Source organism: Pedobacter nyackensis (assembly GCF_032678475.1).
Lineage (GTDB): Bacteria > Bacteroidota > Bacteroidia > Sphingobacteriales > Sphingobacteriaceae > Pedobacter > Pedobacter nyackensis_A.
On record NZ_JAVTSF010000006.1, the window covers coordinates 302,350 to 327,370 of the forward strand.

At 40.3% G+C, this 25,021-nt stretch carries 13 protein-coding genes; 5 read left to right on the forward strand and 8 right to left on the reverse strand.

What is annotated here, in order from left to right; all coding sequences use genetic code 11:
* Positions 1–45: 45 nt before the first annotated feature.
* The 4 genes from R2Q84_RS19290 to R2Q84_RS19305 form a co-directional block, all read right to left on the reverse strand.
* Positions 46–2,406, reverse strand: coding sequence for a family 20 glycosylhydrolase (locus R2Q84_RS19290; RefSeq protein ID WP_316818232.1), 2,361 nt, complete (start codon positions 2,404–2,406; stop codon positions 46–48).
* A 21-nt stretch (positions 2,407–2,427) separates the two neighbouring features.
* Positions 2,428–4,764 (reverse strand): alpha-galactosidase, encoded by a 2,337-nt coding sequence (locus tag R2Q84_RS19295; RefSeq protein ID WP_316818233.1) that lies wholly within the window; start codon positions 4,762–4,764, stop codon positions 2,428–2,430.
* Positions 4,765–4,774: 10 nt separating this feature from the next.
* Entirely contained in the window at positions 4,775–6,943 is a 2,169-nt protein-coding gene (locus R2Q84_RS19300; protein WP_316818234.1) for an alpha-galactosidase, read from the reverse strand.
* A 67-nt stretch (positions 6,944–7,010) separates the two neighbouring features.
* On the reverse strand, positions 7,011–9,242 hold the full coding sequence (locus tag R2Q84_RS19305) for a glycosyl hydrolase family 95 catalytic domain-containing protein (RefSeq protein ID WP_316818235.1): 2,232 nt from the start codon (positions 9,240–9,242) through the stop codon (positions 7,011–7,013).
* 406 nt (positions 9,243–9,648) lie between these two features.
* Between R2Q84_RS19305 and R2Q84_RS19310 the strand changes: the two genes are divergently transcribed.
* Positions 9,649–10,401: a ThuA domain-containing protein gene (locus R2Q84_RS19310; RefSeq protein ID WP_316818236.1), complete on the forward strand. Its 753-nt coding sequence runs from the start codon at positions 9,649–9,651 to the stop codon at positions 10,399–10,401.
* Positions 10,402–10,426: 25 nt separating this feature from the next.
* Positions 10,427–12,646: a c-type cytochrome gene (locus tag R2Q84_RS19315; protein ID WP_316818237.1), complete on the forward strand. Its 2,220-nt coding sequence runs from the start codon at positions 10,427–10,429 to the stop codon at positions 12,644–12,646.
* A gap of 83 nt (positions 12,647–12,729) precedes the next feature.
* Here R2Q84_RS19315 and R2Q84_RS19320 read toward each other — a convergent pair whose 3' ends face one another.
* The 3 genes from R2Q84_RS19320 to R2Q84_RS19330 all read right to left on the reverse strand — a co-directional run bounded on the left by R2Q84_RS19320 (position 12,730) and on the right by R2Q84_RS19330 (position 19,691).
* The gene (locus R2Q84_RS19320) at positions 12,730–15,738 is read right to left on the reverse strand and encodes a LamG-like jellyroll fold domain-containing protein (protein WP_316818238.1); all 3,009 of its coding nucleotides are present in this window, start codon (positions 15,736–15,738) and stop codon (positions 12,730–12,732) included.
* Between the two features lie 54 nt (positions 15,739–15,792).
* Positions 15,793–18,477: a hypothetical protein gene (locus R2Q84_RS19325; RefSeq protein WP_316818239.1), complete on the reverse strand. Its 2,685-nt coding sequence runs from the start codon at positions 18,475–18,477 to the stop codon at positions 15,793–15,795.
* Between the two features lie 380 nt (positions 18,478–18,857).
* The gene (locus R2Q84_RS19330; RefSeq protein ID WP_316818240.1) at positions 18,858–19,691 is read right to left on the reverse strand and encodes a universal stress protein; all 834 of its coding nucleotides are present in this window, start codon (positions 19,689–19,691) and stop codon (positions 18,858–18,860) included.
* 212 nt (positions 19,692–19,903) lie between these two features.
* On the opposite strand from R2Q84_RS19330, the gene R2Q84_RS19335 reads away from it, so the two are divergent.
* Positions 19,904–20,974, forward strand: a complete 1,071-nt coding sequence (locus tag R2Q84_RS19335) for a class I fructose-bisphosphate aldolase (RefSeq protein ID WP_316818241.1) — start codon at positions 19,904–19,906, stop codon at positions 20,972–20,974.
* Positions 20,975–21,010: 36 nt separating this feature from the next.
* On the opposite strand, the gene R2Q84_RS19340 is transcribed toward R2Q84_RS19335, so the two are convergent.
* Positions 21,011–22,414, reverse strand: coding sequence for an MBL fold metallo-hydrolase (locus R2Q84_RS19340; RefSeq protein ID WP_316818242.1), 1,404 nt, complete (start codon positions 22,412–22,414; stop codon positions 21,011–21,013).
* Between the two features lie 337 nt (positions 22,415–22,751).
* On the opposite strand from R2Q84_RS19340, the gene R2Q84_RS19345 reads away from it, so the two are divergent.
* Both R2Q84_RS19345 and R2Q84_RS19350 read left to right on the forward strand, forming a co-directional pair.
* Positions 22,752–23,699 carry a 1-phosphofructokinase family hexose kinase gene (locus R2Q84_RS19345; RefSeq protein WP_316818243.1) on the forward strand — a complete coding sequence of 316 codons (948 nt, stop codon included), beginning with the start codon at positions 22,752–22,754 and terminating at the stop codon, positions 23,697–23,699.
* A 98-nt stretch (positions 23,700–23,797) separates the two neighbouring features.
* Positions 23,798–24,745 (forward strand): 2-hydroxyacid dehydrogenase, encoded by a 948-nt coding sequence (locus R2Q84_RS19350; RefSeq protein ID WP_316818244.1) that lies wholly within the window; start codon positions 23,798–23,800, stop codon positions 24,743–24,745.
* The last annotated feature ends 276 nt before the right edge of the window (positions 24,746–25,021 follow it).

Here is a 25,021-nt window from a genome sequence, read left to right on the forward strand (position 1 = left end):
TTTTGACTGTTATTGAGATTTTTTTGCTTTCAGAGCTGTTCGTTTTTACTTTCCATACTGCTCCGAAAGATAGGATTCGTTCAATCGCTTGTTATAAACCCGAAGGTCTGAAATCATGCCCTGGAAACCTTTTTTAGTATCTCCAATCTGATGTAGAGGGAACACCAATGTTTGCATCCTGCTAATTTTAGTATCTGTCGTTTCAAAACTTAACTTTTTACCCTCCATTCGCTGAACCAATGCACCGTCTACATATAACCAGGTGCCTTTTTCATTTCCAGTAAGCATGACCTTATAGCTTTTGTCCGGGACAAATACAAATTCAAAAAGATCTGTATAATTCTCACGGCTAAAGCCAAGTCTCAATCCATCATTTTCTTTCATAAATACTTCTGCATTTTCAGATTTAAAGAGAATGACATCCCCTTTATTTCCATGTGCAGCCTTCAATGTAAAGGAAACAGAATATGGATACCCAATTTCTTTGAGAGGTAATTCAATCGATTCGTTTCCATTGAGGTTACCACCCTTAGCAGTCAGATTATCTTTTAAAACCAGGCCGTCCGCAGTAGCAGAGCCAACAGCTCCGCGCATGTTTAATCCGGGGCCTTCACCAACATTCACTTTATTTTTAGCAAATGTATTCCAGTCTGACTGATCTGTTTTTCCTGTCCACATTTTTTCCGAAAGCACCTGCATTGCCGGGAAAACCCTTTGGTGCACATCTTTCATCGTTATTCCATTTCCCACATGGTCGTTCCATACTGCAAACATTCCACCTCTGATTTTAGGATGTCCCATCAAAAAGACTTCTTTACCAATCTGGTTGGGTTCCCAGCTTTCGTATAAACGTTTAACATTTAAAAAATCGTAATAGTAGCCTGCAGCAGGAACAATATACAACAAGCCATCGGGCGTACTGATCTGATCGTAACCTAAACGTACCATTTCTTTCGGATCCGCGTAACCGTTATACCAGGCATTCATCGTCACGCCAGAAGAGGTTACAGGCGTATTACCCTGTGCATGGGTTAACGCACCCCATAAACGCACTTTCTTACCATACCCTTGTACAAAACGGATATAATGATCTGTAAATGCCCTAAAACTCTCTGCCTCCTTTTTTGCATATTCATCGGTACCTATATGTACCTCAGGATCAACAAAAACAGGATCCTTTCCTTCTATATACTCTTTAAAAACATTATCTATAACCTCATATGTTTTAGGATTATTAATATCCAGATGATCCATTCCATATTCTTTACTACCTATTTCCGGGAACACCCTGGTAAAGGCAAGTGAATGTGCTGGTACATCAATTTCAGGAATGACACGCATACCATATAGTTGTGCTGTTTTCTGTAGTTCCTTAAATTCAGCTTTTGTGTAGAAACCATCTTTAGACGTCAGCTTAGGATAGGTACTACTTTCCAGTCTAAATGCGGCATAGGTTTTATCCCAATTCCCTTCAAAAAACTGCTTAAAACCATTATCATTCAAATGGATATGAAAATCACCCATTTTGTAATAAGCCATCATTTTTACATAATGTTTCAGAAAGTCCAGGGTAAAAAACTTACGCGCTACATCCAGTACCAATCCCCTCACTTCAAATTTAGGATAATCATGGGTCTTACCTTTAGCAATCAGACTATGCTCCGGATCTTGTTCCAATATTTGCAGTACCGTCCTTGTGGCCCAGAATGCACCTTTATAATAAGCTGCGCTGATCTGTACCGTCTGGTCAATATTCATGACATAACCTTCCTCACCTAAGTGTTTAAGGGCAGGATCAATACTAAACACGATATCGCCAGGTTTGGCTTTACCGGTTGCAATACTTAAGGCAGAATTTCCGGTTAACTCTTTAAGGTCATTCAAAAAAATATCAGCTGCAGGAGCTAATACTTTTCGGGCTTCAGCACTTAAGATGATCCGGCTGTTAGCCAATAATTTAAAACTACCGTTTCCACCATTCCATTCCTGTAAGGAAGGTATCACAAAAGGCTGTTTATTGGCACCAGATTGCGGACGGTACCGGCCCATTACTTTTACAGTATGTGGAAATTCATAAGAACGGTTGTTTCCCTTGTTCTTTACCTTAAATACCAATTGTACCTCACAATCGGTTAAGGGCTGATAAACTTTTCCGTCGAGGCCAATTACCGGTTTTCTACTCGAACCATACAGCGAGAGCTCATATCCCGCAGCAACCTTTGGGAGGCCCACCCGCTTAGTACCCTGTTCTAATTTATCAGGGAAAGACAACCCGGAAACCAAAGTCTTAAAAGCTACTGAATCTGCTCCATTTAGCTTTTCTTCCTGCGCAGAAACTCCTGTTGCGATGAACAGTGAGCACAAAACAGCTATCGTTGTTTTTTTTGATATAACAAAAGATATCATATTTAATCGTTAAAATGCTTTCTATTTTATAAATTTCAAAGTCCAGCTCACCTGCTTACTTTCCTTACTTTTAATGACTACCCTGGCCCATCCTTTTTCTGACTGAGGCAAGATATCAATACTTATTCCTTCTGTACTTCCAACAATAGCAGCTTTGTTTAACTTCCAGTTTCCGCCATCGTTCAATCCTGCAATACGCATTTCATAACTATCTCCGGCAATTAACTTACTTGTTCCTGAAAGCGTATTGTTCTTCCAATCTTCCTTAAGGAGATCGATCATACCCTGGCTTACATGCTGAGACGTAGAAACAACCACCGGATGATTTGATTTGGCACGAAGGGCTATAATCTGGCATGATTCAGCAGGAAGCTCTCCTTCAATGGAACCAATCATATTTCTAAGTGGTTTATTTGCCCAGAAATCAAAAGCATAATAAGTCGTTTTATCCATTAACCCAGCCCGGCTTAAAGTAGTCCCGATTTTCTGAGTGCTGGTTTCCCAATTATACAAGCCAACAACATTACGACTTGTACCCGTCTTTTTATCTGTTGCCAACCAAATTGAAGGGAGTGATTTATCAAAAGCATCAACAGGGCGTGCGGTTCCGGTATGCGAAGCCATACACCGCTTCATAATTTCCAGCCTGTCTGAAGGCAGGTTCGGAAGCCAATCGCTGCTGAGAAAAAATTGTGCAGAAACTGCAACGAAAGAAGGTAACAACCGGGCTCTTGTCAAACTCCCAATCCCACCTGCCGCACCATCGGCGGTAGATTTACCACTTTCCCTGATCATGGAAGGATCCGGATCGTTCCACCAAACTCTTCCGTTTAAAAAGTACAACCTGGAAGCACGTATTACACCTGTACGGATGCTTTCTCCATCATGATTAAAATCCGGTCCGATACGCATGGAATTAACGAGTCCCATTGAAGGGCCAAAGGACCTCATGTTCTGGCTAACGCAACATCCCGAAAGAAACATATCTTTACCAGTAGCATTCCTGATAAGCTTTAAACCATCTCTATATGCTTCTATCTGGGTTTTAAATGGGTTAAATAGCGGTTGACAATTACCAATGCTGTCATTTTTGTACCCATCATTAATGTAAACCTGTTCTGTAACAGTTCCTGTCCATAGCCCATCCATCTTGAAATAATCATAACCCCAGCTCTGCATTTTTTTTGCCACATAAGAGACGTGATTTTGAACTTCAGGATTAGTTAGGTCCAAAGATGTTCCACCCCATGAAGTCTCATAAGGTTTCCCGTTTAACCGCTTCGCAAACCAGTGCTGACGATCTTTGTATTCAGGATCCTGGTGGTTACGACTAAACGGCATCCACCATATTCCAGCAGTTAAACCATTCTCCTTTATTGCTTCGGCAGTTTTTGTCATACCATCAGGATAACCTCCCTTTGGATCTACACGGTCAAAACCTCTGCGCGGACCGGCATATTTACCTCCCGCCTGCCATTCATCATCTATCTGAAGCACCCCAAGTCCAAAAGGCTTCAATTGATCCTTAATAAAACCGGCTAATTTAATTGTTTCAGACTCCGTACCGGCACCACCATTTATTTCGGAATACCAGGTACAATAAACAGCCGACCGTGGCATTAATTTAATCCTTTGCTGCTTTGCAATCGCATCGGCAAATTTCTCTTCACCTATACGTGCATCGGCGAAATAACCGATAACCAAAGTTTCAGTTGCTTCTTTTGCACCGGCAGCCAAACGAAAACGCCCATAATCGATTTGTGTTTTTATTTCAACCAGGTTGTTCTTAACACCTGAAAATAACACCCCACTTCCCTTTTCATTCGTTAGCCAGCCCGCAACAACACCATTACGTGTAACCGGATCTACAGTGGTCAGGAACACATAACTACCAGGATTTTTATCCGCAGCAAGTAATCCCCCTGTTCCCAGTGTTTTTAATCTCGATGTGGGTTGATTAAGGTCAACTGAAAATGAAACAGGATTAAGTTTCTCAATATCAACCGTACCATTTCCTGCATTTTTTATAGTTTGATTTACAAACAGAAAAGGCTGGGCAGCATACAAGGTAAAAGATATAGATCCCCCATCAGCAGTGGTAAAAATCAAGGCATTGCCCTTACCGAAGATAACGCTGGAGGCGTTCGTCTTAGTTACCGTTCCATCGATCCCGTTAGGGATAACCTTTTTCAAAAAGCTCTTATTCCCATTTTTATAGGTTACTTCTAAATCTCTGGCTTTAAAATTATACTTTACAACCAGATAATCGTTGGTAATTAACACATTATCTTTAACGGCTGCAAATACGCCTGTTGAGCACAACATGACGATAAGCAGGATCTGGATTCTTTTCATCATAAAATTTAATTTATCCCTCTACAACAAACCAGGTGTAACCTCCAGGGTTAATTGTAAAAGTGAGGTCTACGGTATAATCTCTGTTTAATTTGTAAGTTTTAACTGCTCCTCCCTTTTCACTGATCTTTACCAGATCTTTCAAGCCCGTATAATACAAAGGAACCTTGATTGTTCTGACCATTTTTTCTTTTGTAGGGTTATACAACATCATCAGACCTTTCTCTTTCAGCTCAGGGTTAACATGCAGTATTCCATCCCAATCCCTACCGTCTGCCCTGCGCAGATGAATCACATCGGAGTTTAATATATTCCTGTATTTTTTATACCAGTTAACAACTTTGATTACCGTCTGTTTCGTCTTTTCGGTATCGTACAATCTTGGACCGCGGTAACAAGCCTGTACCCCAGCACCATAATATTGCATCATTAACTGCTCATAATCGTCCAAATGTTCTGATAATGGCTCCAATGTAGCGGCAGCACCACCACCCTGATATTGAGTTAATGGCACAAAACCCCAGCCCATAGAAGGTGTTTTCTCCCAGGTGGCATCATAAATATTCTGACGGTTTAAGATCTTTTGTTGTGCACGGGGCAAAGAGAAATTCACTTCCCTATAACCCAAAGCAATTTTATGGGTACCATCTAAGAAATACCAGTCAGGAGCATTGATGTAAACACCTCTTTCATTTAGCCAGGTATACAATTCTTTCTGGATCTCCATTTGTTTCCATTGCGAATCTTCCAAACCCTTATGTCCAGGATGTGAAGTTGAAGCACAGACATCCCCAGGGTATGGACCATCATTTTCCCAGATATCAAAGCCTGTCTTTATATAAAAGTTTTTGATTTTATCTCTATACTGAAGTCCCCACTCACTGCCAAAACAAGGTGCGTTACCAAAAAAAGCCCCACCCGGTTTTCCTGTTTCAGGACTGATCACATCAGTTTCAGGACCTATTTTTCTTGAGCTAAATAAAGAATATCCACCGATCATTATGTTTTTACTATGTGCATAATCAGCAAGCTGCTTCCATTTACTAATGTTCTCATCAGAAGTATCTTCCATATTCAAATTACTTCCAAAACTAACGATCAGTGCTTCGTAACCAGTTGCTGCGCACTGGTCTATAGCCGTTCTAACCTGCTCAGAATTTCTGGCTACCAGGTGCATAAATATTGGATTGGCAGTTACCCATGGTGCTACTGCACGGTACATTTTTCTAATGGCAAGTCCACGGTTTTCCCGATCATCCTTATTCATCAATAATTCATGCGTACGCACAGAATTCAGTGTTTCCCCGGTTTTCAATTCGATACCTTTGGCTTTTTCAGGATAGATTTCCAGGAGTACCGGAGTCTGATATCTATAGTGTACCTGAGAGGTATAAGTTGAATCCGGCTTCCAATGTGTAGTCTGATCACTATTTGCGTAATTCATGGAATTGTTGAACGCATAATTGGTTTCAAAATATATTCCAGCAGGTTTTCTCATGATTTCAAAGCTTCCTTCTACTGAACTCTCTTCTTCAACCAGACCTAAGACCTCATTCACTACCTGATCAATTTTATAGGTCTTAGCTCCTTTGTTCTGTACATTCAAAGACTTTACAATTAAAGGAATGCCATCATATAGTTCATATACGACCTGAACCTCCAGACCTGCCAGATCAGCCAATTTGGATTTATATAAAAAGGAAACCGTTTTACCAGTCGCCGGTTTAGCAGGTAAATACCAATACTTACTGTTATTCCATTTCAATCGGGGTGTCAACGGCTTAACATCATAGGAAACGTACTGAAAGTCGCCTGCTCCCGCAGTAAATCCATCCACCCACTCTGGTAACAAGTAAGCTTTTTCTTTCTGTCCATACAGACCACCAATATGATAAGCCTTTCCATTGATAACCAACCTTGCTTCCTCTCTCACAGCGCGTAACAACTGTCTTCCTGTACTTAAATTAGTATAGTCAATACAAGCCAGGTTTGGTGAAATTCTAAATACCCTTTTCAATAAACCATTCTGTAAAGTAATGTTCTTTCCATCAGCACTCTTTACCACCTGGGCTTTTTCCTTAACAGGATTGACCAGCCAGTCACCGACAGTCGATTGTGCCGAAAGCGGGCCTACCCCCACAATTACCAGCGCAGCAATTAATAAATTTCGTTGAATTTTCATTTGTTTGTTTTGTTGTGTTTGATTTGGTCTTTTTCCCTTTTAGTTCGCCGGGGAATCGGTTTAAATATTACGATTGTTTCATAGCTGTTGAAACCACATCTTTTAGTTCTCCGTTAACGCGGATTTTTACTTTTTCAGCTTGTTTAGAATAAACCTGATAGCTAATCACCTTACCATTTTCCCATTTACAGTTTATAGTAAACCCACCTCTTGCCTTAAGTCCGTTAAATGACCCTTCCGATGCCCAGCTTGCAGGAATTGAAGGTAGCAAGTGAATTTCTCCGGCATGACTTTGTAAAAGCATCTCGGCCATTGCCCCGCTGATACCAAAATTTCCATCCAACTGAAAAGGCGGATGATTGGTAAATAAATTAGGTAGAATGTTATAAGAAATCAGTCCTTTAATCATGATCCCTGCTTTTTCTCCATCACCTAACCTGGCCCACAGCGCACATCTCCATGGCCAGGTCCAGGAACGTCGGCTGTCCCCTACAGTAGATTCTACAGTAAAGGGGGTATTGATGTTTTTACCATAGTTACCACTTCTGCTTCTCAAGGAAATGATAGCTGCATTTGCTAAATCTGGTGTATTCTTCATGCTGATCTGACGTCCGGGAAACACGCCAAATAAATGTGAGGTATGGCGATGCTGGTCATCGGGGTTATCCCGGTCTGCCTGCCACTCCTGCAACTGTCCCCATTTACCTATTTTATTTGGGGCGAGCTTTTGCTGCATAGTAGCTACTTTAGTTTGATAATCAGCATCTATACCCAGCTCTTTTGCTGCCAGAAGATAGTTTTGAAATAAATCCCAAACCAATTGCTGGTCGTGCATTACACCATCTTCTCTCGGCCCATGTTCAGGTGACCAGCCATTAGGAACCACTAAGGTCCCATCTTCCGACACTTTTAAGCGGTCTTCCCAAAACTGACAGATTTCTTTTAAAATAGGATAAGCTGTATTTTGTAAATACGATCTGTCCCTGGTAAAATCCCAGTGTTCAAATACATGTTGTGTATACCATGCGCTGGCGGGTATATTCCATTCCCAGCCATTTCCTCCAAAAATACTCTGACTGGTTCTTGCAGTCCAGCCCCGCGTATTTTGGCCAAATTCTTTACGTGTTGCAATCCGGCAAGGTTCCTGCGCAGCTACAATAAAATCGATCAATGGTTCATGACATGCCGATAAATTAGTTGATTCTGCAAGCCAGTAATTCATCTGAATATTGATATTATTATGGTAATCACTTGCCCAGGCCGGCGAATTACTATTGTTCCATAAACCTTGCAAGTTAGCAGGCAATCCACCTGGTCTTGACGAGCCTACCAGCAAATAACGGCCATATTGAAAAAGCAATTCTTCCAGGTCCGGGTCTTTAGTGCCTCCTGCATAATTTTTAAGCCTTACATCTATTGGAAGATCGAGCACTGCCTGGGCTGTTTTTCCTACATCAATAGTCGCAGCATTCGTCAGCTTTGTAACATCCTTAATATGGCGGCTTTTTAGTTTCGTATAACCAAGCTTCTGTGCAGCACCCAGCTCTTTATCTATCTTCGGCATCGGATCATCACCACGCCATCCCGACTTATAGTCAGGTTTATAATTGGTTCTTGCATCCAGATAAAAGGTAATTGAATTACAGCCCTTAAAACCAAGCGTGTTTCCCTCGACATAAGTCGATCCCCCTTCCTTTACCAGTTTTAGCTTTGCCGCATATTTCAATTGATTTGGCATTTGACCTTCAAAACTTAATCCTTCTGCACCCGATACACTTACAGCACCTTGCCCGGACAGCATGGAAACTTTGCCAGTTAAGGCTCCTTTTTTACTCGCTGTATATCTGAAAACCATTACCTGATCCGGATAACTGGCAAAAGCCTCACGCGTATAAATAACGCCGTTTAACTCAAAAGTAGTCGTATGCACACCCGTCCGTATATTCAATTCCCTGCGGTATTTACTTGCTTCGCCTGTTCCATCAAAATTAATGTTGAACTCACCAAAGTTCCTGTAAGATCCGAAACCACGATCTCCGGTTTGGTAGTCGCCATCCCAATTGTTGTCGCCCGACCACAGGCTCTGTTCGTTAAACTGTATGCGTTCTGATTTAACACCAGCAAAGAACATTGCTCCCTGGCGTCCATTACCAATGGGCAATGCTTCGGCATCCCACTTTTCTGCTGGCTTTGAATACCATAGTTTACCGGCATTTCCAACATCCCCCTTTGTGCCGGTCACGGCAATCGTTAAAAAAAAGAAAAATAAGTACTTTAGATTATTCATTAATTTCATCATTAGTTATGTTTTCTACTTTGTACAAAGTGCTATTTTTCCGTACAAATTGAGAAATAACATCTGAATACTTCAAAATGGACGAACTGAGCATATTAATATTTTTTAAAAACCAAAAGTTAAAACATTAAAACTTATGTTCATAATAATTATTCTCCACAGCTCCGCCATTAAACAGATGAATTGATTTCCTTTTTTTCATCTATAATGGTATATTCAGATTAATCTACTATTATCCAAATAACCGGAATTGAGCGCTTTATAACCCATGTTAATTTGACAAATAGTAATGTTTTTTTTGCAGTCACTATCTATAAAAGCAAAAAAAGCGTCAATTTTAGTCAAATTAACATACATATTTAAGTTCAAAATTTAAGTTATTTGAGTATACACACAAACACAAAACTCGATGAAAAAAAACATGAAACCTTTCCACCTAAAACTCCTTGCCTTGCTTGTTATGATGGCCATTGTTTCCACTACGCATATGGCCCATGCAAAGAAAAAAAAGGTACTCGTCTTTTGTAAGACAGCTGGCTTCCACCACAATTCTATCAAACAAGGGATAGCAGCCATCCAGAAATTGGGAAAAGAAAACAAATTTGACGTTGACAGCACCATAAATTCGGCAAAGTTTACCGAAGCAAATCTTAAACAATACAACGCTGTTATTTTTTTAAACACCACGGGTGATGTATTGAATGATGAGCAGCAAAGTGCATTTGAAAAATACATCAGAACCGGAGGTGGCTTTGTCGGAGTTCACAGTGCAACCGATTGCGAATACAACTGGCCATGGTATGGAGATCTTGTAGGTGCCTATTTTCTTACCCACCCACATCAACAGGTAGCAGTATTAGATGTTACCGACAGAACACACATTTCCACCAAACACCTTCCCGAAAAATACAAAAGAAAAGATGAATGGTACAATTTCAAATGGGTAGCTAAAGGATTAAATATCCTGATGTCTATTGATGAAAAAAGCTATGATGCCGGATCAGGAAAAATGGGTGATCATCCTATGGCCTGGTACCGTAAATACGATGGAGGCCGATCTTTTTATACCGCGCTTGGTCATACAGAAGAATCTTATGCCGAGCCTCTATTTCTGAACCACTTACTGGGTGGGATCAAATATGCAATGGGTCAAAAAAAATAAATCATAACCGATAGAAAATATACTGATGAACAAGAATAAACAATGGATACTCGGCATTATCGGCTTAGGCCTGCTTACCTATACCTGCCGCGTTTCCCAAAATATAGTAAAAAGAGATGCTGAAGGTAAAATCATCGTAAATACAGCACCTTCCCCCGCCTTCCTTTCTCCGGAAGAAAGCCTTAAAACCATCCATGTTCCCAAGGGTTATCGTCTTGAACTGGTGGCTGCCGAACCTATGATCCATGAGCCTGTAGCCATGGCATGGGATGGCAATGGAATACTATATGTTGCCGAAATGAATACCTATATGCAGGATATAGATGGCGAGGGACAAATGAGACCAATTTGTACCGTAAAGCGACTGGAAGACACCAATGGCGACGGAAAGATGGATAAATCTGTTGTATTTATAGACAAACTCGTATTGCCCAGGATGCTCCTTACACTAGATGACCGCCTGATCGTGAATGAAACCAATTCCAATCACCTCCACAGTTACCGCGACACAAATGGCGATGGCATAGCCGACGAAAAGAAACTTGTGTTTAAAAACGATGAGATTAATACCGCTAACCTGGAGCACCAGAAAAGCGGGCTGATCTGGAACCTTGATAACAAGCTGTATGTTACCTATGATAGCAAACGCTATTATTATGAAGATGGAATGATCAAATCAGAAGACCTTCCTGAAGGCCCGGGTGGACAGTGGGGTTTAACCAGCGACAATTATGGCCGTTTATTCTATTCATCGGCCGGTGGTGAAGTACCTGCAGTTACCTTTCAACAGAACCCTAAATATGGCAGACTTGATTTGAAAGATCAGTTTAATGAGGATTTTCAAGCCGTATGGCCTATTATTTCTACTCCGGATGTACAGGGAGGAAATGGCAGGCTTAGAGCAGACAGCACCTTAAATCATTTTACGGCATCAGCAGGTCAATCTATATTCAGAGGAAATTCATTACCTGCAGACGTACTGGGTGATTTATTTATTTGTGAGCCTGTAGGACGGTTAATCAGAAGAGCTAAGGTGACCAATACAGAAGGAAAAATCACTTTAAAAAATGTCTTTGAGAAAGAAGAATTTATCGCATCAACTGATATGAATTTCAGACCGGTAAATACAGCTACAGGCCCTGATGGTTGTTTATATATCCTGGATATGTATAGAGGGATCATCCAGGAAGGGAACTGGACAAGAAAAGGTTCCTTCCTGCGTAATAAGATATTAGAAAGACATCTGGATAAGAATATCCAGCGGGGTAGAATTTACCGGTTGGTACATGATGGAATAAAACCAGACAAAAAAGCACCAAAAATGCTGGATATGTCGGCGAACCAACTTGTTCAATACTTAAGTCATGCCAATGGCTGGTGGCGCGAAAATGCACAAAAGCTGATTGTTGTTCGTGGCGACAAGTCGGTCGTTCCCGAACTTAAAGCAATCGTATTAAACACCAGTTCATCCCAGCTTGGCCGTATTCACGCCCTATGGACATTAAATGGTCTAAAATCACTAGACAATGAGACTATCCTTAGTGTACTGAAAGATAAAGATGCGGAACTGAGAAAAACCGCCATTTGGGCAAGTGAAGACCGAATTTTAAAAGGAGATGAACAGCTGATCAACGCATTCAGGCCTTTGATTAATGACCCAAGTGCAGATGTACGTTTTCAACTTGCCTTAACCTTACGCTTCAGCACTTCAGAACAGGCAAAAGCCATGACTAAAGAAATAATGGATGGAAATAAGAACAACGAGGTAATTACTGCATCATTAAAGAAATACCAAAACATACTGGATGCCAGAGAATTATCCAGAATGAATGCACAACGACTAAAAGAAGCCGATCAGAAGTTGATAAAACAAGGCGCATTGATATTTAACCAGTTGTGTGCAACCTGCCATGGTGCCGACGGAAAAGGTGTTTCTATTGGTGGTGCTAACATGGTTGCCCCTCCCCTGGCCAGCTCGGCCAGCATTGCCGGAGACCCGGTAAAACTAATTAAAACGCTCCTTCATGGTTTATCCGGGCCTATTAATGGAAAAACCTATCCTGATGTTATGCCGGCCCTTGGTGCAAATGATGACGAATACATTGCATCCGTATTGAGTTATATCCGGAATGATATTGGCAATAAAGCCTCCATGATCAAACCTGCAGATGTAAAAAAAGTAAGACAGGAAACCAGTGGCAGAGAAACCCCATGGACAAAAAAGGAACTGGATGCTGCTAAATAATAAATGAACTAAAAACCAATATAAAAAGAAAACCCCCTTCTCAAATCGAGTTGGGGGTTTTAACTTATAGAGCAGCGTATTAATTATTCTTTAATCAGAAACCAGCCAAATCCTCCTGCTGGTATACTAACTGTAAATTGTGCTTCCTGCTGATCATTTAGCGTCGACACGCTGCTTTTTCCATCCTGATCTGTTATCGTCGCCCTGCCTTTTAATCCAGCGTAATAAAGTGGAACTTTCATTGTTTTGGTGATTGCTTTTTCAGTCGGATTAAACACTACAAACATCCCCTTTTCTTCAATTTGAGCATTCACGTGTAGCATGGCATCCAGATCCCTGCCGGTAGGACGGGAAACGTGAATAATATCAGAGGTTAATATTTCGCGGTGTTTTTTAAACCAGTTTACCCACTTGGCTACCATTGCTTTTGTTTCAGGGGTATCATAAAGTCTATTTCCCCTTACTGTAAACTGGCAGCCACTAGCCAGGTGCTGAAACAAGCCTACCTCGTATCTGTCCAGATTATCTGCTAATGGCTCTAAACCTACCCTTGGATCATTGGTATAAAAACCTACCAACTGTAAAGTCATCCAGCCCATTGTAGGTGTTTTATGCCAGGTACCATCGTAAATGTACTGACGGCCCAACAACAATTGTTGCTGAGGTGTTAAATTCGCACTGGCCTCACGGTATCCCATACCTGTAGAAGATTGTCCGTTCAGAAAATACCAATCTGGAATTGGCACATACATATTGCGGCGCTGGAGTTCATGGAGTACCCTTACCTGTTGTTTCCATTGTTCCCATTGTGAATCGTACAAATCGGTATGATGTTTATGTGTTGTAGATGCACATACATCGCCATGATAAGGCCCATCCATGTTATAGGTCATCAAGCCAGTCTGATCAAAAAACTTCCACATGTCGGTATAATATTTATCCTGCCAGTCGCTGGCAATACAAACACTTTGCCCAAACAAGCTGCCCGGCTTTTTAGTTTCCGGATCAATACAATCATACTGTGCACCTCTTCCTCTTGATGCGACCTGCAATTCATATCCGCCCATTACCACTCCTTTAGTTTTTGCATAAGAAGCGATTTCTTTCCATAAACCGACATAATCAGCGTCCAGTTTATCATGAGAAATACCTGGCCAGGCCATGATATCCAACCGTTCAAAGCCCAGTTCGCCCATTTGATCAATAAATCCTTTAAGCTTTGTTTTGTCGTGAGAGGTAATACCAGCAGCCAATAGGGACTCTGTAACTTGGGGGGCCAGCTTTCTGTAGAACTTGCGATGTGCCAGGCTCTGACGCTCTCTGTCGTCATTGTCATGTAACAGTTCAAAAGTTGTGAAAGAAGTGAATTTTTGTTTGGGTTTCAGTGTTTCAGAAGGTCCCATTGGCACCCTGCTCAGCAACAGGTTATGATGTGGGAATCCAAGAAACTTATCTTCGGCCTGATTGTGAGATGCCCAGGTATTGTATTCACGATCGGTTTGCCATGTTGTTGTACTTCTTCCTACCTGATATGCCGGAGGTGTTCCATTGTAATGCATCAAGGCAGATCCTTCCGTATCGGCATTGGCCAAAGCAAAAGAGTAATCACTTTCCACATGAATGCGTTTTACCTGATCTTGATTTACGGCTAAAACTTCACATTCTGCTTCACGAACAACAAAAGAGGAATTGGTATTGTTCTCAACAGTGATCCATTTAGCAATAACCGGCATCCCTTCATACAGCTCGTAATGAACGGTTACCTTCACTGTCTTTTGCCACTCACCCTTGTTTAATGGTGCATTATAGTGCATCATCACATGCAAACCCTTAGGAGGCCATTCGGTATGCACAGCATTGTACTTTTGCTGCCATGGATAGCGTGCTGTGGGTTGTGTGACCTCAAGACCTGCAAAGCGAAATGCCGAAGGCTCTGCGATCAGGTTCTTATACCAGCTTTCCATCAGGTAGGATTTTTCAGGTTGTCCGCTAAATCCACCTACATTATACCAGGTACTATCAATCATCACCCTTGCTTCAGGCTTTACAGCTCTCAGGTACTGGGCATCAGTATATTCATTTTTAAAACCTACGCAAGCCAGGTTTTCAGCAATAAAGAACTCACGACTAAGCAAACCATTAGTTAATAACAGTTTTGCTGACAGCTGACCAGGCTCTTTTTGCAACAACAATTGTACAGGTGTTTTAACCTGGCTAACCATCCAGTCTTTTGAATTTTCAGCAGCAGGAAAAGACTGAACCTTAACAATCGACTTATTTGCTTCAAGCGCTGCAAATAGTGCACGTTGCTCATCTGTCGCCTGTTTTTGTTTTTGCGCCACCTGTCTGGCATTAAACAACAAATGTTTGCCTGCATCAAATTTGACTTTATTTAGCGTAGAAAGCCTTACTTCGTATATCAATCCATTAAAAAAATTGTCTTTACCTAACGCAGCAATAGAGAAATTGGCAGCCAGGGTTTTAGCAGCAGCCAATCCAGTCAAAGTTCTTAATCCATTAACGAGCGTTGATACAGTCTTACCATCATTTACCAGGGCAATATGAACCCATTCGCCGGGAATAGCCTTTGCAACAGCTTTAGGGCTTTCCCTGCCATCTATCATCAATACCCACTGGTTTTCTTTTTGCCATAAAACATAGCCACTTTTATCATCTCCATAGGCCAAAACAACCCCTTTGTTTCTCCCCGGATCCTTTGAGCCCTGGCGACTATTGGTTTGAAACCAACCTTCCAATACAAAGGGCTGACTGGTTTTACCAAAATTATCAGCGATCTGATAAATGCCTTTATCTTTAAACAGGATTGATCCTTCGCCGTTCATTTTTTTATCTGCCGGGGCATCTGCAAAAAACACAGGGGTCCCATTTTTCTTTAAATCATGGCCGTGACTGGTTAAATCTTTGAGTAAATCCGGCGAGGTTGCATAAGATACCGAACCAGAGCGTCCCATGTTATAATGGGCTTCAACTAGTTGCTGAGCATGGGCATGGGCAAAAAGAAGCATCACAGCCACAACACAACAGAGGTGTTTATAAAAAAGCTTAAGTACTTGAATTTCAGGAAAGTTCATTTTGTGTGTTTGTTTATTTGTTTAAATAGCATAAATATCAGTAGAAACAGGCTTTTAATTTAAAATGAAGCTGGCGGGTTCAAATGGTTTTAAATAAGTACTGATTGAATTTTTTCTTATGACCAGTTTCTCTCCGCTCACCTCTCCTCTTAAATTAACAGGTGTTACAGTTTTCACATTCATTTCTTTAGGGAGTTCAATTTTAACTTCCCCTTTAATTCCTGTTTGCTCCCAGATGCGTAAAAGCGTACCCGGATTACCGTCGGAATCTGCACCAAACGCTGTCACAAGTACCCCCTTACGGGATACCGCTATCCCCGATTTTTCAGCGGGGAGTTTTCCGTTTTTACCTGTTGCCGCGATCGCTAATAAAGGCACTCTAGCCTCCCAGGACTTAACAGCAAGGTTTTCAGCTGTATTTTCATTTTCCTTTATCCCCCATACCCTTACCCTTTCGCTCCATGATCCTTCCGTCCAGTAAGGGAAATTCGTATTCCACATATTATTATAAAGGTTTACAAAAACAGCCGCCTTTTTTGGTAAATAATCATAATCATATTTCCAGAGTCCTGGTTCTCCGAAACTCATTAACGGTGCGTCTATGGCACAAATACCCATTCCCAACCCACCTTTTTCCTTTAATACTGCACCTGTGTTTACGCCATAGATATATCGGTTTCCACCCACAACCTGATCCTTTTCCAGATCCATTACCCCACCAATTCTCCCAACCTGAATAACAGGATTTTTAACATTAAAAGGGAAACATAGCCAGCCTCCTTCTGGAAGCGTGCCGGGCACTTTACCATCAATCTTCCAATTTACATCTACAAATGCACCTTCATTTGGGAAAGTGAATTTTATAGCTATAGATTGCGCTATTCCATCAGTATTATTGGCAATTAACGTCACTTCATCAGCAAAAGAAGACTTTTCAACTTTCATTTCCCAGTTCTTCAGACTAACTGCGGCATAGGGAATGTCTTTAGGCATATTTGGCTTTACGGATGCGTTAAATGAATTTGACATCGTACAATACTTATTGTAATAATCCAATGTTTGCGCATAACTAAATTTCTCATGTAAATACTGTCCGAGTATAAACTCGTCATTTTGTAAAACGAGCTCTTTTCCCGTAGATTTTTCTATCAAAGAAGCTATACCTCCTTTGTTTTGATCAAAGCGAACAGTAAAATATTTCGTATTTAAAACAGCTGAATGGTCTTTTAGGGAAACAGGGGCTTTCAAATCATTTTTTACCACCTTATAACCCTTGGCAGGTATATTATTAACCCAGATGGTTTCCCCGGCAACGTTAACTGCTCCACTTCTTACCCATGGCAACGTATTGTAAACAATTATTTCTCCGGCCTTCGCTTTAACATTTTCTGACAGAGTTTTCAACCGGCTATTTAATTCCGTTGAAACAATGCTATCTGTATTTTTTATGTAGCGTCTATGCTCCTGAAAGCTACTTTCAAACTTCTTATAAAACCCTTCCTTTCGTGCCCGAACAAAATCATCACCATACAGGTATCTTTCAATTCCCCTGTTTTTGCCATCCATTGAGAAAAAACCCCAACCAGGTGTCATTGCCCCCCAGGTATGCTCTCCATAAAGCATGCTGTTTTCATAGGATATCGCTAACTTTTCCGCGATTGGACTAGTTTCCATCTTCCATAAATTTAACTGGGTATTTAAAACCTCCAAAGCTGATTGAAGAGGCCTGACATTACGGGCAATTTTGGTTTCCTGGGGCATGGCCATAACCCCGTGAATCCATGGGTCTACCATATCACCTTTTATCACAGGAATATCTGGTTTTTCAGCCAGCAAAGCATTTGCAAAATCGTCAAGCGTTCCAATATGAAGTTTAGCCCCTTTTATTTTCCCGGCTTCTTTTCTTACCTTTTCAACCTGTTCGGGTGAAGGTGGGCCTTCATTATCATGCGTCATGGAAACAGCTAAATAATTTTTTGAAGGCCAGTCGCGTGGAGGTTCTATGCCAGATCCGTATTCTGTGGTGTAATTACAGAGTATTCTTGAACCGTCCGGACCTTCCCACCAAAACAGTTCCGGCAACATCGGTCCACGATTTGAATAATTGCATCCTATTTGCAAAAACTTAATTCCGGCATGGTATAACAATGTAGGTAAAAACCAACTATGGGCAGGTACATCGGTCATCTTTGCTGCGATGGGTAATCTTAAGCCATACTTACGGGCTACTTTAGACGAAAACCCTAAGGCACGCACATAATCTTCAGGTTCAAAAACGTCGGTATGCATAGTGACAGGAAAGGCATGGACATTGATATACCCTTCTTTCAAGGCTTGTTCTACTTTCTGTTTTCGCTCCGGTATCTGCAATTCACCTAAAATATTCCCCCACATTGGCCAGCCGGCAATACTCCATTTAAACCGTTCTGCCTCCTCTTTACTCCTTTCCTGTTCAATTAACTTAATTGCATTGTCCATCATATCCTCACGATACTGTTTAAGCACCGCTTTCGCCGACATGGTGTACCCCAAATCACAGTGTGTTTTAAAGACCACCCATATATCCGTTACTCCTGGCGAAGTTTTCCCAGACAGTAAATTTCCAGGTCGTTTAGGAATAGTAATAGGAGATTTTGGCGGATTTTGCCCCATTAAATCCTGACAAAAGGTTAAACACGACAAAATAATCAAATGACAACATAGAAACTTATGCCGCTTTAAGTAAGTTTTTAATCCCATTTTCAACTATTTTAAACACTGCAATCCGCCTATTTTTGTTTGAGCAAACAACCCAGCAGTTAGCATCTTTTCAATTGATGAAAGTAGTTACAGGACTTTTAATAAGCCATTCAAATATTGACTATTAGTGATGTTTTTTTGATGGCCTAAGTGTAAAGTACTGCTACATCAATCTGATCTTTAAGTCGAAAGTGTATCGGATTATTTGCATCGCAGCCCTAGAACCCATGCTATTCAATGGGACACTGAAAATGTTTTCATCAATGCTACGAGCCCTGAAAGGGACAACCTCAATGGAAATGACTACTGCAGTAGGACACCTTTTCGGCCTTAAACCACTTAGATTTTGTTAATAATGTTTAATACATCAACGCAACACCTTATCCTTTTTTAAACGAAATCATGGGAATTTGGCTATAAAAACTAAATTCAGCAGCATTTGAAGGTAGAATCAATTTATCCAACAGAGAACGGTTTTGATGCGTAAAAAAGGCAATCATAGAGGGCTTATACTGCTTTGTCTCTATGTTAATTTCCTGAAGAACACTATACAAAACATTCCTTTGGTGATTAACCACTTCAACCTTATAATTCATCTTTTTTTCGAGACTTTCTTCAGCAGACGCAGTGTCTAAAATAAATTCATTTTCGGCAGCCATATGCAACATCCTGAGCTCAGCCTGGAGTGGTCTAACAAAGTCAACCAATCTGATCAGCTCAGCTTCATAGTTATTCATATCTGTAGCATAAAGCAAACGTTTGAATGGTCTATTCCGATAACCACTAGGGATGCAAATAACAGGTACGCTTGAGTGAATAATCAACCTGGAGGTATGCGTACCAATTATCTTTTTTATGGCCCCTGCTCCCCTGGTGCCAATACAAATATAGTTACAAGTATGCGCTGCTATAAATTCTAGAATCCCTTCCGTGGCATCAACATGGTCTTTCATGATCAACCTAAAGTTCACATCAGACAAATTCATCGAATTAATGATCTTCTTTACAAATACAGTTATGTCTTTCTCAGTTTGATTTATAATAGATTGTTTGTATACCTGATAAGCATTTTCAGACCATATGGTTGGCCGCAAAACGTGATAAATATGTAATACAATTAGTTGTGCCTTTCTTGCTCTGGCCAAGTTTATAGCGAAGCGTATAGCAGCCTTTGAATTTACAGATAGATCCGTGGTGACAATTATTGTTTCCATATTTACTTTCTTTTACAACAGGAATATAATGACAGTTATAAAATCATCATACACAGTATCAAAGATGCACTGAACCAAAATATAAATTGATGTCTGAAATCACCAGCTTCAATGACATCCATCATTTTCCACATGGATTTAATCTGAGAACTTTACTTGCCATTACAAGCATTTCAAAAGAATAATGAGGACCGACCACTAATCCTTCTATTATGAATTACAGTGAAATAACAACGCTAATCGGAGAACAAGAGCACCTTTTTTCACACCGTTGTCAAACCATCACAAAAGAAAATCTTTATTTGCCAGGAGCCGACTTTATAGATCGTGTTCATTTGAATTCCTCACGCAATATTCAAACATTGCGCAGCCTGGAAAGCATATATCGATCAGGAAGGCTTTCTGGCAGTGGCTATCTTTCCATTTTACCAGTTGATCAGGGAGTTGAACATAGCGCAGGCGCCTCTTTCAGCTCCAACCCTATTTACTTCGACCCCGAAAATATTGTTCGACTGGCCATTGAGGGTGGCTGTAACGCCGTTGTCAGCACAGTAGGCGGACTTGCAACAGTTGCGAGAAGATATGCACATAAAATCCCTTTCATTGTTAAATTGAACCACAACGAGCTGCTTACCTATCCCAATAAATACGATCAGATTATGTTTACATCTGTAAAAAATGCCTGGAATACTGGTGCGGCAGCCGTAGGCGCTACTATTTTTTTCGGATCCTTGGCCTCAAATCAGCAAATTATAGCTGTCGCCCAAGCTTTCGAACAGGCACATGAATTGGGTATGGCTACAGTACTTTGGTGCTACCTGAGAAACGAAAATTTTGTTCAGGATGAGGTAGACTACCATACCGCTGCAGACCTGACAGGACAAGCCAATTATCTAGGTGTTACCATCCAGGCAGATATCATTAAACAAAAATTACCAGAAATCAATGGGGGCTACAAAGAACTGTGCAGGTACGGCACCAACTATGGGAAATATACAGAAGAAATGTACACTAAACTTGCTACAGCGCATCCAATAGATTTGTGCCGATATCAGGTAATGAACTGCTATATGGGTAGAGCAGGCCTCATCAACTCTGGAGGCCCGTCCCAAGGCAAAAACGATCTAAAGGAATCAGTACGAACGGCTATTATTAATAAACGCGCAGGTGGCATGGGGCTTATAGCCGGAAGAAAAGCTTTCCAAAAACCATTTCATGAAGGGATAATGCTCCTGCATGCCATACAGGATGTATATCTGGAACAAAAAATTGATATTGCCTGAAATTAACAATTACTGATCCTTTCCCAATCAACTTAATTAAACAGGAGTTACAACATAATTGTCACAAGTGAATAACAGGACGTCCTGATTCTGTTTCATAATTTTGACTGGAAGGGCTAATTCAGTCTGAATTTTAACACGCAAGGCTTCCTGAGCACAAGGTTCTCCATGCACAAGGAGTATTTGTTTTGGAGGTTTTTCGAATTTCCTGATCCAGTTCATCAATTCCCGCTGGTCGGCATGAGCAGATAAGCCCTCTATTTCTGATACCTTCGCATTAACCGCATAATATTTGCCATGAATTTTAACCTCATGTGACTTATTAATCAACGCCCTGCCCCTGGTACCTTCTGCCTGAAAGCCAATAATAAGTACTGTATTTCTGCTGTCCCCAACATAATGTTTCAAATATTCCAAAACGCGCCCTCCGGAAAGCATACCACTGGCCGCGATTACAATCTTACTGTGTTTATCTTTGATAAAGCCAAGCGTATTGTTGTAATCCTGATTAATAGTAACATGACGATTCATTTCCATAAACTTCTCGTTACTTATACTCATGTATTCATCGGCATAACGTAAAGAAATTCGAGTAGCACTAGCAGCCATTGGACTATCCATAATAATTGGAAGATCAAAAGGGATCATTCTTTGTTCTTTTAAAAAGTTCAACACATAAATTAATTCCTGGGCCCTACCTACTGCAAAACTGGGAATCAGCACATTTCCTCTTTGCGCTATAGTTTTATTGATCATTTCAGCCAGTTCATCGTAATAATTATGATCACCATGCAACCTATCACCATAAGTGGATTCCATAATTACATAATCCGCCGCTGTAAAATAATCAGGAGCAGGGAGAATAACACTATGTGGCCTACCAATGTCACCGGAAAAGATAATTATTTTTTCAAAGCAGGTCAATTCAACGGAACAGGCTCCTAATATATGACCACAGGTTTTGAAACGAAAATGAATGTGATCACTTAAACGAATAAGCACATTGCATTCCTGCGGCTTAAAGTACTTAAAAGAAGCTATTGCATCTTCAGAAGTGTAAAGGGGCTTAGCCGGATGGTGCTTGGTATATTTGTGCTTATTGGCATTCTCTGCATCCTCCTCTTGAAGTTTGGCACTGTCCAGCAATATAAGTTCCGCTAATTCACTAGTTGGACGTGTCATATAAATCGACCCCTTAAATCCCTTTTTCACCAGTAATGGAATATAACCACAATGATCAAGATGGGCATGCGTTAAAATGATCAGATCAATTTCATTAGGGGAAATGCCTAAAGACTGCCAATTCTGTTCACGTAAAGATTTAATTCCCTGAAACAAGCCACAATCGATTAGGATGTTGAGTTCCGGGGTTTTTAACAAGTGTTTCGAACCTGTCACTGTCTCTGCAGCGCCAAGAGATTGTAGGATTACCTCATTCATTTCAATTTCAATTAAACTATTTAAAATTGCAATTATTTATCCGGCAAACAAATGATATACAACACAATACGGAGTGACCAAAAACACAAATCCGCATGCTGTACATCATACCAGTTATGCGGAATAAGGCTGAAATTTACCCATACCAAAGCTCAATAGTAATTGTATTCCAATGAAAATCAATAAAGAATGGCATCATAAAAATCCCATGCCTAAAAACGCAACTTTACAACAAAGAGTCGCATGGCATTTAGCACATTCAAAACATTGTGAATGCCGGCCTATACCCCTGCAGCTACAAAATGAACTGAAGAAAAATGGTATAAAATTTTAACAGATGACAAATATAGTTACCATAACATTTAATCCGGCCATTGATAAAAGTACAACAATCCCATTATTAATTCCGGAAAAGAAGTTACACTGCAGCACACCTACATACGAACCAGGTGGTGGTGGCATTAACGTTGCCAGAGCTATAAAAAAACTTGGTGGAAACGCAATTGCCATTTATCTGGAAGGAGGCTATAGCGGAAAATTCTTTACCGACCTTTTGACAAATGAAAAAATAACCAATATTCCCATACATACGATCGGATTAACCCGGGAAAACCTGGTCGTAAAAGAACTTTCAACAAATAAGCAATTCCGTTTTGGAATGCCCGGACATCAAGTCAGTGAAAAAGAATGTATAAATTGTGTTTCTGCATTAATGAAAATACACGATGTAAAGTATATAGTTATTAGTGGCAGTCTATCTCCGGGAATACCTAAAGACATATTTATAAAAATTGCCGCTATTGCTCACCTGAAAAATGCAAAGCTTATAGTTGATACTTCCGGAGATGCTTTAAAATTCGCCATTGAAGCTGGAACCTACCTAATTAAACCAAATCTAAAAGAATTGGCGTCCCTGGTTGGAAAAGATATAATCAGCCCCAATCAGGTCGAAAAAATCTCACAAGAAATCATAAGCAAATATCATTGTGAGATAGTCATTACTTCTCTTGGAGCAGCCGGTGCTATGCTTACAACAAAAGACATTACTTTGCGAATTACTCCCCCTAAAGTTAATGTCCAAAGTACTGTTGGTGCCGGTGACAGTATGCTTGCTGGCATTATTCATAGTCTTTCCAACGGTAAAACTATAACGGAATCCACGCGATATGGTGTAGCTTGCGGCACCGCAGCAACGATGAATCAAGGAACCGAACTTTGTCATTTAAATGATGTAGAACATTTATATGATATTATAGCTTTAGAAAATGTAACAAATCAGCCATAATCGTGATCGTCATCACGATCAGGATGAAATGAATAAACTAATTTTAATCAATTAAACGCTCATGAAATCATAGTTTAACAGCCTAAAATTACAAAGACATGAAAGTAATTTTTTACAGCACAAAATTGGCAGAGAAGAATCTGTTAATAAAAGCAAATGAAAGAAAACATGACCTAACTTTCGTTTCCAAGGCATTAAATATACAGACTGTAACTGATGCAAAAGAAATGGATGCTGTCGCTGTCTTTACCAGTGATGAAGTCACTGCATCAGTTATCGTCAAACTATCGGCTCTAGGTGTAAAATATATTGTTACCCGATCTGTCGGTACAGACCATATTGATCAGGAAACAGCAAGAAAAAACAAAATTCAAGTAGCCAATATACCCGTTTATTCTCCACAAGCCATTGCTGAACATACAGTAGCATTAGCCCTTGCATTAAGTCGTCATTTAATCCTTGCAGACCGACAATGCCGCGAGTTTAACTTTTCCCTTGATCACTTAACCGGTTTTAATTTCTACGGAAAAACAGTTGGATTGATTGGACTTGGACATATTGGAAAAGCTACGGCGTTAATATTTCAGGGGTTAGGGTGTAAAATATTAGGCTACGATATTCAACAAAAAAATATAAAGGATGTTGAATTTGTTGATCTGGATACAATTTATCAAAAATCAGATATTATCTCAATCCATACCCCCCTTACCCCAGAAACAAAACACCTCATCAATGAGGAAAGTCTGTTGAAAATGAAAGATGGTGTAATGATCATCAACACAGCCCGTGGAGATATTATCAAAACTACTGCTGCATTAAATTCTTTAAAAAATGGAAAAATTGGTTATTTAGGCCTTGATGTTTATGAATATGAAAAGGGCTTGTTTTTCGAAGATCATGAAGCCGACGGGATTAGAGACGCCTTCCTTTCTGAACTTATGAGCTATTCAAATGTACTTATTAGTCCCCATCAGGCATTTTTAACAAATGAAGCATTAGAAGAAATAGCAAAACTAACAATAAACATTTTGGATCATTGGTCTTAAAACTCCAAGATCTTACAAATAACAAAAAGACATGAAAAGTAACATCTCAGGAAAAATACCTGCGCAATCCTCAGCTATTTATGGTCTCGCATTTCTAGGAGCACTCATTTATTTTATACAACACGCCACAAGTTTTTGGTTAGGAGTACTCGGTATATTTAAGGCTGTATTCTGGCCATCTATATTGATTTATAAGCTATTTGAATTTTTGAAATTATGAACTCGTCGTAGATTTCAACCTATTCCTATCTAAAATAGATAACACACCAGTTTGAA

Coding starts and splice junctions, on each gene's coding strand:
- R2Q84_RS19290 (WP_316818232.1), bottom strand. CDS start 2,406: ATGATATCTTTTGTTATATCAAAAAAAACAACGATAGCTGTTTTGTGC.
- R2Q84_RS19295 (WP_316818233.1), bottom strand. CDS start 4,764: ATGATGAAAAGAATCCAGATCCTGCTTATCGTCATGTTGTGCTCAACA.
- R2Q84_RS19300 (WP_316818234.1), bottom strand. CDS start 6,943: ATGAAAATTCAACGAAATTTATTAATTGCTGCGCTGGTAATTGTGGGG.
- R2Q84_RS19305 (WP_316818235.1), bottom strand. CDS start 9,242: ATGATGAAATTAATGAATAATCTAAAGTACTTATTTTTCTTTTTTTTA.
- R2Q84_RS19310 (WP_316818236.1), top strand. CDS start 9,649: ATGAAAAAAAACATGAAACCTTTCCACCTAAAACTCCTTGCCTTGCTT.
- R2Q84_RS19315 (WP_316818237.1), top strand. CDS start 10,427: ATGAACAAGAATAAACAATGGATACTCGGCATTATCGGCTTAGGCCTG.
- R2Q84_RS19320 (WP_316818238.1), bottom strand. CDS start 15,738: ATGAACTTTCCTGAAATTCAAGTACTTAAGCTTTTTTATAAACACCTC.
- R2Q84_RS19325 (WP_316818239.1), bottom strand. CDS start 18,477: ATGGGATTAAAAACTTACTTAAAGCGGCATAAGTTTCTATGTTGTCAT.
- R2Q84_RS19330 (WP_316818240.1), bottom strand. CDS start 19,691: ATGGAAACAATAATTGTCACCACGGATCTATCTGTAAATTCAAAGGCT.
- R2Q84_RS19335 (WP_316818241.1), top strand. CDS start 19,904: ATGAATTACAGTGAAATAACAACGCTAATCGGAGAACAAGAGCACCTT.
- R2Q84_RS19340 (WP_316818242.1), bottom strand. CDS start 22,414: ATGAATGAGGTAATCCTACAATCTCTTGGCGCTGCAGAGACAGTGACA.
- R2Q84_RS19345 (WP_316818243.1), top strand. CDS start 22,752: ATGACAAATATAGTTACCATAACATTTAATCCGGCCATTGATAAAAGT.
- R2Q84_RS19350 (WP_316818244.1), top strand. CDS start 23,798: ATGAAAGTAATTTTTTACAGCACAAAATTGGCAGAGAAGAATCTGTTA.